This is a genomic window from Paraglaciecola sp. L1A13, assembly GCF_009796745.1.
Lineage (GTDB): Bacteria > Pseudomonadota > Gammaproteobacteria > Enterobacterales > Alteromonadaceae > Paraglaciecola.
In genome coordinates this window covers 3,919,630-3,935,767 of sequence record NZ_CP047024.1, presented here as the reverse complement: position 1 = coordinate 3,935,767, position 16,138 = coordinate 3,919,630, and the positions used below count along the sequence as shown (strand labels likewise).

The 16,138-nt window shown below is 43.8% G+C and carries 11 protein-coding genes; 6 read left to right on the top strand and 5 right to left on the bottom strand.

What is annotated here, in order from left to right:
• The first annotated feature begins 99 nt into the window (after positions 1 to 99).
• Both GQR89_RS16710 and GQR89_RS16705 read left to right on the top strand, forming a co-directional pair.
• Entirely contained in the window at positions 100 to 1,410 is a 1,311-nt protein-coding gene (locus tag GQR89_RS16710; protein ID WP_370460955.1) for a lytic murein transglycosylase, read from the top strand.
• Positions 1,411 to 1,580: 170 nt separating this feature from the next.
• Entirely contained in the window at positions 1,581 to 3,902 is a 2,322-nt protein-coding gene (locus GQR89_RS16705; RefSeq protein WP_158771092.1) for a YgiQ family radical SAM protein, read from the top strand.
• 40 nt (positions 3,903 to 3,942) lie between these two features.
• Here the strand turns inward: GQR89_RS16705 and GQR89_RS16700 are convergent, their stop codons facing one another.
• Together GQR89_RS16700 and GQR89_RS16695 are read right to left on the bottom strand one after the other, a co-directional pair.
• Positions 3,943 to 4,458, bottom strand: coding sequence for a CHRD domain-containing protein (locus GQR89_RS16700; RefSeq protein WP_233269006.1), 516 nt, complete (start codon positions 4,456 to 4,458; stop codon positions 3,943 to 3,945).
• A gap of 407 nt (positions 4,459 to 4,865) precedes the next feature.
• The gene (locus tag GQR89_RS16695) at positions 4,866 to 5,411 is read right to left on the bottom strand and encodes a type 1 glutamine amidotransferase domain-containing protein (RefSeq protein ID WP_158771091.1); all 546 of its coding nucleotides are present in this window, start codon (positions 5,409 to 5,411) and stop codon (positions 4,866 to 4,868) included.
• 198 nt (positions 5,412 to 5,609) lie between these two features.
• Between GQR89_RS16695 and GQR89_RS16690 the strand changes: the two genes are divergently transcribed.
• Positions 5,610 to 5,789 (top strand): hypothetical protein, encoded by a 180-nt coding sequence (locus GQR89_RS16690; RefSeq protein ID WP_158771090.1) that lies wholly within the window; start codon positions 5,610 to 5,612, stop codon positions 5,787 to 5,789.
• 13 nt (positions 5,790 to 5,802) lie between these two features.
• Here the strand turns inward: GQR89_RS16690 and GQR89_RS16685 are convergent, their stop codons facing one another.
• Positions 5,803 to 6,888, bottom strand: coding sequence for an SMP-30/gluconolactonase/LRE family protein (locus tag GQR89_RS16685; RefSeq protein ID WP_158771089.1), 1,086 nt, complete (start codon positions 6,886 to 6,888; stop codon positions 5,803 to 5,805).
• Positions 6,889 to 7,299: 411 nt separating this feature from the next.
• Here GQR89_RS16685 and acnB point away from each other — a divergent pair, with 411 nt between their 5' ends.
• Positions 7,300 to 9,912, top strand: a complete 2,613-nt coding sequence (acnB, locus tag GQR89_RS16680; RefSeq protein WP_158771088.1) for a bifunctional aconitate hydratase 2/2-methylisocitrate dehydratase — start codon at positions 7,300 to 7,302, stop codon at positions 9,910 to 9,912.
• Positions 9,913 to 10,206: 294 nt separating this feature from the next.
• Positions 10,207 to 10,674, top strand: coding sequence for a DUF192 domain-containing protein (locus GQR89_RS16675; protein WP_158771087.1), 468 nt, complete (start codon positions 10,207 to 10,209; stop codon positions 10,672 to 10,674).
• A gap of 57 nt (positions 10,675 to 10,731) precedes the next feature.
• Here GQR89_RS16675 and GQR89_RS16670 read toward each other — a convergent pair whose 3' ends face one another.
• Positions 10,732 to 12,294 carry an amidase gene (locus GQR89_RS16670; protein ID WP_158771086.1) on the bottom strand — a complete coding sequence of 521 codons (1,563 nt, stop codon included), beginning with the start codon at positions 12,292 to 12,294 and terminating at the stop codon, positions 10,732 to 10,734.
• 224 nt (positions 12,295 to 12,518) lie between these two features.
• Between GQR89_RS16670 and lysC the strand changes: the two genes are divergently transcribed.
• On the top strand, positions 12,519 to 13,874 hold the full coding sequence (gene lysC, locus GQR89_RS16665; RefSeq protein ID WP_158771085.1) for a lysine-sensitive aspartokinase 3: 1,356 nt from the start codon (positions 12,519 to 12,521) through the stop codon (positions 13,872 to 13,874).
• Between the two features lie 113 nt (positions 13,875 to 13,987).
• On the opposite strand, the gene GQR89_RS16660 is transcribed toward lysC, so the two are convergent.
• On the bottom strand, positions 13,988 to 16,012 hold the full coding sequence (locus GQR89_RS16660) for a methyl-accepting chemotaxis protein (protein ID WP_158771084.1): 2,025 nt from the start codon (positions 16,010 to 16,012) through the stop codon (positions 13,988 to 13,990).
• Positions 16,013 to 16,138 lie beyond the last annotated feature (126 nt).

Below are 16,138 nucleotides of genomic sequence, written 5' to 3'. Positions count from 1 at the left end.
AACCCATCCCAAATCTGTTAATTTTCGGCTAATGGTTTAGCGTGATATATCATGGTTAAACATAATCTTTTTTATGAGTGAGAGTGTAAGTTGCGAACAGTGTTAAATAGATTTTCGGTAGTGATGTGTTTGTCCGTGTTGGGTTGTCTGAGTGCGCCTGCCTATTCTCAAGCTAACGATGAAGGCAAAACGCCTAATAACGTTCACCCACCCGTGCAGACCTCAGAGGCAGAGCAAATGAACGACGAAGTGGCAGAAGCGCTAAGCCCCAGAGCTCTTTTTGCCCAATGTGTGGTTGACTTACAAAGCCAAGCACAGGCGGTTGGCGTGTCAGTGCGGGTGACCAAAGACGTATTAGGCCAAGCTAAATACAAAGAAAAGATTATTTCGCTGGATCGCAATCAGCCAGAATTCGTGCAAACGTTCACTGATTACTTCGATAAGCGCGTAAATACGTGGCGTATTGAGAAAGGCCAGCAAATGATGGCTAAGCATCACGCGTTTCTCGCTCAGTTGAATAAAGAATACGGCGTACCCGCACAATATTTATTGGCGTTTTGGGGCCTCGAAACTAATTTCGGCTCCTACAAAGGCAAAAGTCCAGTGATTGATTCATTGGTGACATTGGCTTGCGATAACCGCCGTAGTCGCTATTTCTCCAGCGAGCTTATGCAAGCTTTGCTACTTATTGACCGTGAAAAATTAGATGACAAGCAAATGGTCGGATCATGGGCTGGGGCAATGGGGCATACTCAATTTATGCCATCTGCTTACATGAAATATGCGGTAGACGGTGACAAAGATGGTCAGATAAATCTATGGGAAAGTGAAAAAGACGCCCTCGCATCGGCAGCAAACTTCCTGAAAAATTTAGGTTGGCAAACTGGGTATAAATGGGGGCGAGAAGTTAGCTTACCTGCGTCGTTCAATTATCTGCTTGCCGGTAAAAATGATCCGAAGCCTTTATCAATTTGGAATACGGCGGGGGTGACACGTACCGATGGTAAGGCTATTGGCACTGGCGATATGAAAGGTGCGCTGTTAATACCTGCGGGTCATGATGGGCCTGCATTTTTAGCTTATAAAAACTTTAATGTGATCTTGCGTTGGAATAACTCTGAATACTATGGCATTGCCGTTGGGCATCTTGCCGATCGCATTGTTGGGTTAGGTACGCTATCAAAACCCCTACCGAAATTGCCTAGCTACACGGTAGATGAAATGCGTCAGCTACAAGATAAATTGAACGAGCTAGGTTTTGATGTGGGTAAGGCTGACGGTATTTTAGGTCCCGGCACTCGCAGCGGCATTCGTCAATTTCAACTTTCCCAAGACATGATTGCAGACGGGTATCCTGCCCGTAATGTGTTCGATGTGTTAATGAGCCAGCCTAGGCCGACTAACTCTTAGTTTTGTTCAGTATTATCAGCAATGCCCATCGATTTTGATGGGCATGCATCCTCAATGTAGCCGCGTGTTTAATTGCCTTTTTCGAACGACTTTACTGGGCTAAAAAGCACTTTAGGTATATACTCCTGCGGTCAAATTTTAAGCATGTTTTTATTTTTTTGTGGAGTTGTATGTCCAACCTGAGTCAACCTGTCGCCAAATCGCCTGTTAAACGCCAACCTGTAGGGCGTATGAAAGCCGAACGCGGCCTCTTTTCTTACCCCAAGTACTGGGCTGAGTGTTTTGGCCCTGCGCCATTTTTACCCATGTCACGCAAAGAAATGGACATCTTAGGTTGGGATAGCTGCGATATTATTATTGTGACGGGGGATGCATATGTTGATCACCCTAGTTTCGGTATGGCGGTGATTGGTCGTGTGCTTGAGTCTCAAGGATTTCGCGTGGGTATTATTTCCCAGCCAGATTGGACCAATAAGAATGACTTTATGCAACTCGGTGAGCCTAACTTATTTTTTGGTGTAACCGCAGGCAACATGGATTCAATGATTAATCGTTACACTGCCGAGCGCAAGTTGCGCCATGACGACGCCTATACTGCTAACAATGAAGGGGGGAAACGCCCTGATCGCGCGGTAACGGTTTATACCCAGCGCTGTAAAGAAGCCTACAAAAAACCCGTCGTTATCGGTGGTATTGAGGCGAGCTTACGCCGCATCGCCCATTACGATTATTGGTCAGATAAAGTGCGTCGCTCGGTATTGTTTGATTCCAAAGCCGATATGCTTATGTTTGGCAACGCTGAACGACCATTGCTTGAAATGGCACATCGCTTTGCTGCGGGTGAAACCATAGAACAAATGCAAGATATTCGCGGCACCGCCGTTATTCGTAAAGAGCCACTACCCGGTTGGCAAGGTGTTGATTCAACGCATTTAGACAGTATAGGAAAAATCGATCCAGTCATTAGTCCCTATGAAATGATTGAAGACAAATGCGCAGTATCTTCTGAAGCCGAAAAGCAAGCTGCTATCGCAGAGCAAAAAGCTCAGCCTATCGTAGTGCAGCCTTTTACCTCGAAAACGCAAAGACGTAAACCTTGGGATAAAACCTATGTGTTATTGCCGCCCTACGATGTGGTGCGTGCTGAAAAAACCCATTACGCACATACTTCTCGTATCTTGCACAAAGAAACAAACCCAGGTTGTGCGCGAGCCTTAGCGCAGCGACATGGCGATAGAATTATTTGGATTAATCCGCCTGCTTATCCACTTGAAACCGAAGAAATGGATGCCGTGTTCGATTTACCTTATGCACGGATACCGCACCCTAGTTACGGCAAAGCTAAAATACCGGCTTACGACATGATAAAAACGTCGGTGAATATCATGCGTGGCTGTTTCGGTGGTTGTACTTTTTGCTCGATCACTGAGCATGAGGGACGGGTAATACAAAGCCGTTCTGAAGAATCGATTATTCGAGAAATAGAACAGATTCGCGACAAAGTCCCTGGTTTTACCGGCGTTATTTCAGACTTGGGTGGGCCTACAGCGAATATGTATAAGTTACGCTGTAAAAGTCCTAAGGCTGAACAGGCGTGCCGTCGTTTATCCTGTGTGTGGCCAGAAATTTGTGGGCATCTAGATACGGACCAAACGCCTACTGTAGAACTCTATCGTAAAGCCCGAAAGGTCGAAGGAGTGAAGAAGGTTCTGATTGCATCAGGCGTGCGTTACGATTTAGCCATTGAAGATCCGAATTACGTACGTGAACTCGTCACTCATCATGTCGGTGGTTATCTTAAAATTGCCCCTGAGCACACTGAAAAAGCACCACTGGATAAAATGATGAAGCCGGGCATGGGTACCTATGACCGCTTTAAAGAAATGTTCGACAAATACACCAAAGAAGCAGGTAAAGATCAGTACCTAATCCCGTATTTTATCTCTGCCCATCCAGGCACAGAAGATGAAGATATGTTGAATCTTGCGCTATGGTTAAAAGAGCGCAACTTCAAATTAGATCAGGTGCAAAACTTCTATCCGTCACCGATGGCAAATGCCACCACTATGTATCATACGGGCAAAAATCCGATCCATAAAGTGACTCATAAGAGTGAAGAGGTATCGATCCCCAAAGGTGAAATTCATCGCCGTTTGCATCGTGCATTCTTGCGTTATCATGATCCGGTCAATTGGCCATTATTACGTAAGACATTAAACGAAATGGGCAAGGGATATCTAATTGGTAGCGGGGCGAAGTGCCTCGTGCCAGCAGAGGGACGCAATGAGCTTAAAGGCCGAGATCATAAAGAACATGCTAAACGCTCAGCAAATAAAGCCTACGCCAAAGGCAAGGGAGTTCAATCGCCTAACGCTAAAAAAGCGCAACAAGGACTGACCCGTTTTAGTGACAATCAACCCCATAATAAAGTGGCTGCTACTGACGCCGCTAGCCGCAAAAAATCTAAGTCTAATGCAAAAAAGCCGCACTAAATAAGTGTGGCTTTTGGTAACGTGATAGACAATGGTTGACTTATTGACGACGGCGTCGCAAATATACTAGCGCTGCCAATGGCAACATTAATAATGAAAACATGCTTGGCGTTGGAACCTCCCGTAGCACTTGGCCACGTATTTCGCCTCCGCCAAAGGTCGGTGTGTGTATATTTACATACCACATTCCAGCCAGTAGGTCTGTTGCTTGCTGACTCGATAACAGCGCATTGCCCATGGATGGGTTTATGGTGCTATCGATAGCTAATTGAACCCCTGCATTTTGCATGGGGGTTGCCGGACCATGAAAGTGTGCTGCGGTCACATCAACTAAATCAACCCAACTGACCGTCCAAGAGAAATCATTTGTCATATCGTCTAGCCACATAGTCGCTGTGCCAGTTGCTAAGCTGCCGGTACCGTTTCCTGCATTGGCCTGAAGCCCATCAATCGTGGCGGAAAAAGAAATTAAACTGGCTTTTGCAGGAGCAATAACCATCACTGTCATGAGCGTGACTAACTGTAAAAATCGAGCTGCGCTGGCATATTTGAACATAGTGTTAAGTCTCCGGTAATCTCAATTCGGACAGCAACTACTTGGTTTTTATGGCATCAAGACGTAATAAATTGAGTTAAGTTAAAATGCCCAAAATGGGAATTTTGTATGCTATGCAATATTCAGCATTCAGCATATACTGAGGACCAGCACTTATTAGGCCAATCCCAAAATACGACATCATTTCAGTTACTTAAATCTATGACTTAATTCTTTGTCAACGCAGATGTAAGAAATTTCGACATCTAATAGGGTAAATGGGCGGTTTACTGTTAGAAGATGCTTTGCAATCCATATGGAAATAAAAGAGCGTTGCGGGAACGATTATGAATACATTGAAGTGAGCAAGACGACAACAGCCACATATTTGCGTCTGTTATCGTCGTGGGAATTGAGCTAATGGCGGTCTATTGGCTTAACGCTTTGATGATTTGCTCGCTGAACGCTGGTAAATCATCTGGATTTCGGCTGGTAATTATTTGCCCATCAACCAAGACTTGCGCATCTTGCCAATTGGCTCCAGCATTTTTCAAATCGGTTTGAATACTTGGATAAGATGTTAAGTTACGGCCCTTTACTATTCCCGCTTCTATCAATAACCAAGGTCCGTGGCATACCGCTGCGACCGGTCTTTGTTTCTCGTCACTAAAGAAGTCTTTAATAAAGGCAATGGCTGCATTACTGGTGCGAAGCGTATCCGGATTGAACAAACCACCGGGTAGTACCAAGGCATCGTAATCTTCACTTTTAGCTTCTTGTAAGGTTAGGTCGACCTTAATGGAATCTCCCCAATTGTCTTCGTCCCAGCCTTTAATTGAGCCTTTCTCTAACGAGATGATGTCGACATGAATGTTAGCCTTTTTTAAAGCGTTCAGCGGATAAAACAGCTCACTTTGCTCAAATCCGTTGGTGGCTAAAATGGCTACCCGTTTATTTTCTAGGGAATTACTCATGATATCTCCTTTATTTTTAAGCGAAAAAATTGTTTGCCAGAAGCGCTCTATAAGCGTTATTTGCTATTCATTACTTCTAGGCTGTAGCTAGGGACGTGCCAGATATGCTTCTTTGGCTTAAAATGTTCGCCAAACGACGAAAATAAAGGGCAGAGGAGTGATGAAAATGAAAATAAGTCCCCTATTAGAGGTGAAAATATGGGGCGTTTTTATAGAGCTAAGAAATTTTTACAGGTTGAGGTTGATGATGCAGGGCAAAGAATAAAGAAAGTATTGATGGTAAATGTCGCTTGGGGGAAAATCCAACGTATCTACAAAAAAACAAGAGCGGAAAGTATTGAACGGGTGACTTATGGTGATCCATCAATTACGTCTTAAGCTGGGCTAAGGCTTACTGTAACGTTAGTTTCTTTCGGCCTACGTTATCAGCGGTTAAACTACTAATATACAAGGCATCATTCGTTTCAAGTACACCAGTGGTGAACGGGTATGCGCCGCTTGCGTCTTGTAAATCCATAATGACTTGACCGTTTTCATCGATTTTAATGACATGGCCATAGTCTTTGGTTCCTGGACGCATAAACGCAGGTAAGCGCTGCATAACTTTTCGTAGGAAGGGCGAATCAGCTAACGCATCTAAGCTTTTTGAACGAGGAGACGCAAACCCGAGCCAATAACCACCGGTAGGAGACTGGGCAATATTGTCGGGAAAACCTGGTAAGTTATCGATCAAAATATCTATCTGCGTGGCTTTTGGGCCACTTAACCAATACCGCAGTACTCGGTAACTACCGGTTTCATTGACCAAAACTGATTGTTGATCATGACTAACTGCTACGCCATTGGCGAAGACTAATCCGTCGAGTAATACTGTTGTTGCCTTACTTTTTGGATCGTAAGCTAATAACCGCCCATTGCCTGCGTGCTCTAACACTTCCAATAAGCTTGCGGCTAATGTTCCACCAAATTCTTGGGTTGAAAATTTAGTGGTGGCGTCTGTAAAGTAAATCATGCCATTTTGCGCCACGTCCACATCATCTGCATAAACTATTTTACTGCCATTTACCTCATTGCTTAGTACGGTTATTTCGCTCTGGGAATCAATAGCCAATAGACCTTTTTCTGCATCTGCAACCAGCAAGTTACCTTGTGTGTCGAATTCTATTCCCAATGGACGTCCGCCTGTGTTGAGCCAAGGTTCGAATCGTTCAGCACCGGGCTTTAACAGCAAGATATTTCCTGAGTGAGTGGCTGTAGCGATAGTTCCGTCGCTGGCCAAAGCAAAGTCTTCAGGACCTTGTTGCCCATGTAATGATAAGGTGTCCAAATTGGCTAATTTTTTATTCTGGGCATAAGGGCCTGTATAACCCTGTGCTTTTGGAGCTTGCCAGGCTTTTGGTTCCACGGGAACTGGCCACATCAGTAAATAGGCTCCAGAAGCAACCGCAAGCAAAATACTGAATTTGAAAATTTTCATGCTATCTCCCTGATAAAATGACATTTCATGTATAACAGTTTGTCGTTAGTGGGGTAAATTGTTATTAATTATTCAGGTACATTTATTAACCTTATTCGAGTGTTAAATTTTATTTAGCTGACACAAATAAGGAGTAGATTCAAATCAAGGGGACATTTTTAAGTCTTTAGTGCTTTTGAAAATATGCTAGGTTAGTAAAAATGCAATTTAATCGCATTTTGGCTGTATTAAAACGCTTTTTCGCTGTACTTAACATCCTATTAACCCCTATTTTTATAGGGAATAGCCGGTATAAGGCTGTAAATAAACAGGTTATTTTTATTTTGTAGCGTTAAGCCTTATACTTGTCCGGTTTTATTTACATACTCAAGAACGTCCGGTGTTCTTTGAGTCAATCAAGAGGTCCTAATTGTGTTAGAAGCATATCGTAAACATGTTGAAGAACGTTCTGCCGAAGGTATCCCACCTAAACCGTTAAATGCCGAGCAAGTTGCTGGTTTGGTTGAGTTACTTAAAGCGCCGCCTGCGGGCGAAGGTGACTTTTTACTTGAGTTGTTATCAGAGCGAGTTCCACCGGGCGTAGATGAAGCTGCATATGTAAAAGCAGGCTTTTTAAGCGCTATCGTTAATGGCGAAGCGACTTCTCCGCTTATCAGTAAAGATGCGGCTATTCAGTTATTGGGTAACATGCATGGCGGTTATAATATCGTCACTTTGGTTGAAGCCCTAGATAACAATGATTTAGCTGAATTGGCTGCTGAAGAGCTTAAGCATACTTTGCTTATGTTTGATGCATTCCACGACGTTGAAGAAAAAGCTCAGGCGGGTAACGAGTACGCTAAAGACGTTTTACAGTCTTGGGCCGATGCTGAGTGGTTTACTTCTCGTCCCGATATGCCAGAGAAAATCACTTATTCAGTATTTAAAGTGACTGGCGAAACAAACACCGATGATTTGTCGCCTGCTCCAGATGCATGGTCACGTCCTGATATTCCTTTGCATGCTCGTGCTGCTTATAAGATGACACGTGATGGCTTAACGCCTGAAGTACATGGCGAAGTAGGTCCTCTGAAACAAATCGAAGAAATTAAAGCCAAAGGCCATCCAGTGGCGTTTGTTGGTGATGTAGTTGGAACGGGCTCTTCACGTAAATCAGCGACTAACTCTGTGCTTTGGTTCTTCGGTGAAGATTTACCCGGCGTACCAAACAAACGTGGCGGTGGTGTTTGTATTGGTAACAACGTAGCGCCAATCTTCTTCAACACCATGGAAGATGCGGGTGCGTTAGTATTTGAAGCTAACGTAGACAAGATGAATATGGGCGACGTGATCGATATCTTTCCACTTGAAGGTCGTATCACTAATGCTGAAACTGGCGAAGAACTTGCGAAATACGAATATAAGTCTGAGGTATTATTAGACGAAGTTCGTGCTGGTGGCCGTATTAACTTAATTATCGGTCGTGGCTTAACAGACAAAGCGCGCGAATCGTTGAAATTAGGTGCATCTGACTTGTTCCGTAAGCCTGACCAACCTGTAGATACAGGTAAAGGTTATACGCTTGCCCAGAAAATGGTTGGTAAAGCGTGTGGTGTTGATGGGATCCGTCCTGGCACTTACTGCGAACCTAAAATGACGACTGTTGGTTCACAAGATACTACTGGTCCTATGACCCGTGATGAACTCAAAGATTTAGCCTGTTTAGGTTTCTCAGCTGATTTGACTATGCAGTCTTTCTGTCACACTGCTGCTTATCCTAAGCCAGTTGATATCGATACTCAGCATACTTTGCCTGATTTCATTATGAACCGTGGTGGTGTTTCACTTCGCCCTGGTGACGGTATTATCCACTCGTGGTTAAACCGTATGTTGTTGCCTGATACTGTTGGTACAGGTGGTGACTCGCATACACGTTTCCCTATGGGTATTTCATTCCCTGCCGGGTCTGGCTTGGTTGCATTCGCAGCTGCGACGGGTGTTATGCCTCTTGATATGCCTGAATCAGTATTAGTGCGCTTTAAAGGCAAAATGAAACCGGGTATTACCTTACGTGATTTGGTTCATGCCATCCCATTGTACGGTATCAAGCAAGGTCTTTTGACCGTAGCTAAGAAAGGCAAAATCAATGCTTTCTCTGGTCGTATTCTTGAAATTGAAGGCCTTAACGAATTAACTGTTGAACAAGCATTTGAGTTATCTGATGCATCTGCAGAGCGTTCAGCTGCAGGTTGTACTATCAAGCTTTCTAAAGAATCTATCGCTGAGTACTTAACCTCTAACATCACGATGTTACGTTGGATGATCAACGAAGGTTACGGCGACCCACGTACTCTTGAGCGTCGTGCTCGCAAAATGGAAGAGTGGATTGCTAACCCAGAATTAATGGAAGCAGATAAGGACGCTGAGTACGTTGAAACCATCGAAATTGATCTCGCTGAAATCAACGAACCGATTCTTTGTTGCCCGAACGATCCAGATGATGCCAAAACTTTGTCTGACGTTGCTGGCGTTAAAATTGATGAGGTATTCATCGGTTCATGTATGACCAACATCGGCCACTTCCGTGCTGCAGGTAAACTACTTGAGCAATTCAACAAAACATTGCCAACTCGTTTGTGGATCTCTCCACCAACTAAGATGGACCGAGCTGTGTTGATGGAAGAAGGCTATTACAACATCTACGGTCGTGTGGGTGTGCGTACCGAAATGCCTGGTTGTTCATTGTGTATGGGTAACCAAGCACGTGTATTAGCTAACTCTACAGTACTCTCTACCTCTACACGTAACTTCCCTAACCGGTTAGGTGATGGCGCTGACGTGTATTTGTGTTCTGCTGAGCTTGCGGCCGTTGGCGCAATTGTTGGACGCATTCCGACCACTGCTGAGTATATGGAATATGCTAACAAGATTGAATCTATGTCTGGCGATGTGTTCCGCTACTTGAACTTCGATCGCATTGATGAATTTACTAAAGCAGCCGAAGCAGCTAAAGAAAATATCATCCCTGCATTAAATATCGCTTAATCACTGGTTTATTTAATTAAATCAGATTAAAGCATTAGAAGCCGGACAGGTGAAAGCCTTGTTCGGCTTTTTTGTGTCTGAATTTCCATTTTTAACCAAAGTACTCAAATTGGGTTGTTCACTTATGCTCTGGGGTACAGTAAACTTAGCCCATGGTGAATAAACTAACCCATTGTTTTTAGTTGGGTTTTATCACTCTAATAATTAACTGTGCAGACTGCACTGGCACGTAAAATGCTAAATAATTTTTGTTAGCAACTATCATCGTGCTGTACTCAAGCGAATGGAATACTTATGTCGTTAAAATTTTTACGTTTATTTGTCCCGGTTTTATTAGCCGGGTGTTTTGGCTTAGCTACATTTCAGGCTGCAAGTTCAGTAGATGATGGGCAGTATCAGTCATTACCTTTAATCCAGATTACAGTGGGTGATATACCGTTGGAGGTTGAATACGCCTATACGTTCGAGCAACGGGCAATGGGGCTGATGTATCGTAAGTCAATGTGTGAACAATGTGGAATGTTGTTTAAGTTTTCTGGTTCGAAGAAAGCCAGCATGTGGATGCAAAATACCTTTCTAGCGTTAGACGTGGCGTTTATTCGTAGTGACGGCGTGATCACCGATATTAAGCCCATGCAGCCACAGGATTTAACGTCAGTGGGCGCATCACAAGCCGTACTTTATGCCCTTGAGATGAATCAAGGCTGGTATGCCAAACACGGTATAAATGTCGGAGACAAAATGGTTATTAAGGCGCAGTAACCTTATACGCCTTGATCCATTTATTGATCCCTTTTATTGATACCGTGTGCCAGTGGGCTAGTTTAATCGCGGCGTGATACGCGCCTGTGTTATTTGCTCGAAACTGTACGCGGCCTCTATTAATATTCCTTCAGATTTTGCCGCACCGAAGAAGCTAATATTTACCGGCATTCCACTTACATCTCCCATCGGTACTGTAATATGCGGGTAACCTGCGACAGCCGCCGCACCGATTGCGGAGCCTAGAAAATGGTCGCCATCGATATGATCTATTTTCCATGCTGGTGCGGTTGTTGGGGCAATCAGTAAATCAACTTCATATTTAGCTAATGTAGCGTCAATACCTTCTTTGCCTGCTTTACGTTTAGCGCGAGCCAGTGCGTCAATGTAAGCGTGGTCTGTCATTGAAGGTGACTGCTGAGCACGCAAAAATGTTTCCTGACCAAAAATAGGCATAGTACGTTCTTGATCGACAATATTTTTTTCAATCGCATCTTGTAAACTAGTAATAGGGGCTTTGCTTTGCGATAGGTAAAGATTTAAATCTGCCTTAAATTCTGTCAGCAATACGGTGAATTCATCATCGTTCCAACTACCTTTATTTTCGATGTTGGCGTTTTCTACGATTATCGCTCCAGCCTCTCTTAGTGTGGCAAGTTGGGCATCGAAAACCTTATCAAGTTGCGGATGATAGCCCATCAGATTACGCACGATACCGATGCGTTTACCTTTGAGGCCATCTTTTTTTAGATGAGTTGCTAATGCTATTGGCTCAAAAGTGATGGGATCTTTTGTGTCTACGCCCATCATGGCTTCTAACATCATGGTTGCGTCCGCTACTGTACGAGCCATGGAGCCAGCGGTATCTTGTGAGTGGGCGACGGGAATGATACCGCTGCGACTTACTAAGCCTAATGTTGGTTTGATGCCGACTATGCCGTTGACTGCAGCAGGGCAAGTAACTGAGCCATCGGTTTCTGTGCCTACGGCAAGTAAGGTGAAGTCTGCCGCAACGGCGACGCCTGATCCAGAACTTGACCCACAAGGAGTGCGAGTTGGGTCGTGGGGGTTCAAAGTTTGTCCATGCAGGCTGCTCCAACCACTAGAGGACATATTAGAACGAAAGTTTGCCCATTCAGACAAGTTGGTTTTACCCAAAATAATTGCATCTTGTGCTTTGAGCTGTTTCACCAAATAGGCGTCGTCTGCGGGAACATGACTGCGCATAAGCCACGAGCCGGCGGTATTTGGCATACCTTTCGCGTCAATATTATCTTTTAGTAACACGATTGCACCGAATAATAAGCCAAGTGGCTGGCCACTTTTTAGTTTTTGATCTAAATCACTTACTTGCTGCTCAAGCTGATTGCTTAGTGTTGCGACGGAATTGAGCTGCGCGCCATTTTCATCAAATTTTTGTATTCGCTGTAAATAATATTCACTCAACTGAGCCAGACTAATTTGCTGCGTCCGCAGCAGCGTTTGGGTTTGTGCTAAGGTAAGTTCATGTAATGATGGTGACGAGGCTCGGCTAGGTTGTTCAGCAAGACTATTGGCTGCCATTATTGTGCTAAATAGCCCTGCGGCTAATATGAGTCGATATAAACGGTTGATGAGCATAGCGTGGGTCCTTTATTTTTATTTTTTATTACTGGTGCGTCGTAGTTTAAGGTGAATTAACATACGTTGATTACCATTTTGAACATTAAAGCGGCTTAAGCTGGCGCGCTAACGTATAGCCTATTCCAAAAAGTGCACATAAACTCATAAAATATGCTTTATATGAGCAAAAAAGCTGGTAATTTATGGCATCTTTTTTGTTCAAATTTTAATTAGGAAAAACATTGAGTGACTCTTCGATAAACGTAGCAAAATTTGGTGGCACCAGTGTCGCAACTCACGCAACGATGCTTAATTGCGCCAAAGTTGTTAAAGCTAATCAGAACACAAAAGTGGTGGTGGTCAGTGCATCTGCTGGCGTAACTAATATTTTGGTTGAGTTAGCCCACAAGGCGCTAACAAAAGACGAAATCACTGCTTACATTGAACAAATTCAAGCGATTGAGTTTGCCATATTACATGACTTGGGTGCCCCGACATTAGTGGCTGATAAGCTGATGGAGTTACTTGAGTCATTGAGACAACTGGCTTTTCATGAAGAAATGTTACATCGCCCAGACTTAAAAGACGCCTTGTTATCTCATGGAGAGCGTATGGCGTCTTTACTGTTTAGTGAAGTGTTGTCGCAAAATGGTGTACCTGCGGATAATTTCGATGTACGTAAAGTGCTACTGACCGATAGCGAATTTGGTCAGGCGGCGCCACAACTTGATGGTATTAAACAACGCGCAACTCAGTTAATGGCGCCGGAGATTGCGAATACAGTATTGGTTACGCAAGGCTTCATCGGTTCTGATGAAGCGGGTAATACTACTACTTTGGGCCGTGGTGGCTCTGATTTTACCGCCGCTTTATTAGCTGAAGCTTTAGGTGCCCAGAGCTGTGAGATTTGGACTGATGTGATTGGGGTTTATACAACGGATCCGCGCATTACCGATGCTGCCCGTCCGTTACCCGAGCTTAGCTTTGAAGAAGCGGCTGAAATGGCGACTTTTGGTGCCAAAGTGCTGCATCCTGCGACTATGGAGCCCGCCCTTCGTCAAAACATTAAAGTGTTTGTCGGTTCAAGTAAAGAACCAGAGAAAGGCGGCACGTGGATTGTACGTGACTGTGTGCATGAACCGTCTTATCGAGCGATTACGCGTCGCAAAGACCAAGTAATGGTGACCGTGAAAACACCTAAAATGATGTACGCCCAAGGCTTCTTGCAGAATGTATTTACGATTATTGCTAAGCATAATTTGAGCGTTGATTTGGTGACCACATCTGAAATCTGTGTGTCGTTTACCTTAGACAACCCACCGAATTCTGTGCTGCAACGTCTTAATCGAGAAACGATTGAAGAACTAAGCCAAATTTGTGACGTGCAGCTTGAAGAGCATTTCGATTTAGTTACGGTAGTGGGTAACAACATGCATAGTGCTGCTGGTGTATCTAGCCGTATTTTTGCTGCTGTTTCTGACTTCAACTTGCGCATGATTTGTTTTGGCGCAAACGTTCACAATATGTCGATGTTAGTGAGCGAGAAAGACAGTACCGATGTGGTGAAAGCCCTACACAGAAACTTGTTTGAAGCGTAGTGATAAAAGACTGATTTAACGGTCAGTTATTTTATAAGCTAACATAAAAAACCCGCTACCTGCAAAGGGAAGCGGTTTTTTTATGCATTAGATAGGGGCATTATTGGCGTTAATTAGACCTTGAACTGCTGTACTGAGTGTTGAAGCTCTTCAGCTAACTTCGCTACCTCATGGCTTGATGCCGACGTCTGATGAGCGCCTACTGAGGTTTCCTCGGCAATGTTTACTATGTTTTCTAGCTTTTCGCTAATTTCTTGTGAAACTACGTTTTGCTCTTTGGCCGCTTGGGCAATTTGCGAACTTACGTCGTAGGCTTTATGAACCGCATCTGAAATTAGCTGTAACGCTTGGGTAGATTGCTCAGTTTTTTCTACACATACAGAGGTTTGCTCTTTACCTTGGTTCATAACCGCAACGGCTTTTTCTGCCCCAGCTTGTAGTACTTCAATCATGGAGTTAATTTCTTGGGTGGATTGCTGAGTACGGCTAGCTAATGTACGGACTTCATCGGCTACTACTGCGAAGCCTCGTCCGTGCTCTCCAGCACGGGCCGCCTCAATCGCAGCGTTTAGCGCTAACAAATTCGTTTGATCCGCTACTCCGCGGATAACATCTAAAATTCCCCCAATACTTGCACTATCCTGATGTAGTTTATTGATAACCTGAGCCGCTTCATCGACATCTCTGGCGAGCACTTCGATAGTACGAATATTTTCTTCAGAGATAGCTTTTACTTTTTCGGCTTCTTCGTCAGCATGTTGAATTTGACGCAGGGTGTCTTCTGCGCTTTGACTAACCACCAAGGACGTACTGTGCATTTCAGTTGTCGCGGCTGCGACTTGCGCAATTTGTGATTTCTGCTCTTGAATAGATGTGGTGGTTTGCATGGTAACCGCTGACGTTTCTTCAGACGCCGCCGCTAACTGAGCAGAGCGTGATCCAATACCTGAAATTAGTGTTTTTAGACTATCAACTAAGTTATTGCAGTTTTTTGCTAAGGTGCCAAATTCATCATCTGAAGAGTCATCTAAACGGCGAGTGAGATCGCCCGAGGATACAATATTAAGCATCTCATTAACCCTGTTGAGGGGCCGAATAATGGCGCGAATACTACGGTAAGCAATAAAACTGGCGATTAAAACTGATATTAGGGCAATAAAGATGGTTTTCATATTACCTGAATCGATTGATTCTTTAACCAACTCTTTGGCCACAGAGGCCTTATGATCGGCTAAAGTAGATAGGGTATTTAGTTTTTGAATCGCGAGTTCTATGTTGGCATCGGAAGCTCTATAAGCATCAGTGGCTTCATTTTGTTTGTTAATTTTCTTTATTTGATTTTGCAATAAGCCCGTTGAAGAGCTGATCAAATCTAATACTGACCCGGTCATTTGATATATTTCAGAAAGGGAACCTTCTGGATCATTGCCCCCAGCTGCTTTTTGGATCTCATCCAAGGTTTCACGTATCTGGTTGACCACGAGTTTAACTTCGTTACCTAGGGTGTCGGCTCTGACGAGGTTTTGGGTTTTAGCATATTCCCCGCCTACCGTTAATAGAGACATCAGATTGGTTTCAAGGCGATTTGTTAATTCAGCTGCTTTTTTCAGCTGCGGACTATCTTGAACTTCGTCGAGGTCTGCAAAATCAAGAATAAGTGAGGATGTATCGTCTGCGTTGTCTTCAATATCCCCCAGCTGTCTATTTAGCGCGCTGCGCATGCTCAGATCAGCTTGGCGGCTATCAAATAATTTCATTACGTTTATTTTGTAATCTTCATAAATGGTATCGACTTCAGCTAAAGAAGCGTTTAAATCAGGCTCTTGGCTGACGACGCGTTTGAGTGTGTTGAACTCACTTTCAAAGATACTTTGACTACTGTTAAACGCTGTATTTTTTTCATCGAGTGCTTTTAATTCATTGCCATAATAGGCTTCTGCGGTAAGACGTCCCATGTTCAAAAATGACACTTTAAGCTGGCTACTGCCACTGACTGTGGGAAAGGCGAGATTGCTAACTTCTTCGGTTGCTTCGTCAATATTACTCAAGGTGGTGAGTGAAAATATTCCCATGACGATAAGCAGCGAAGTTATAACGGCAAAGCCACCCACTACGCGCGTAGCTACAGTCATTTTCATTTATGATCTCCAAATAAGCGTATTGATTATTATTATGGTTAGTCGATTATGTTGTTTTCAGCTATTTAAAAAGCTATGCATTAGTTTTGCATACTATTGGTGGCTATCCTATCGGGATAAATTATG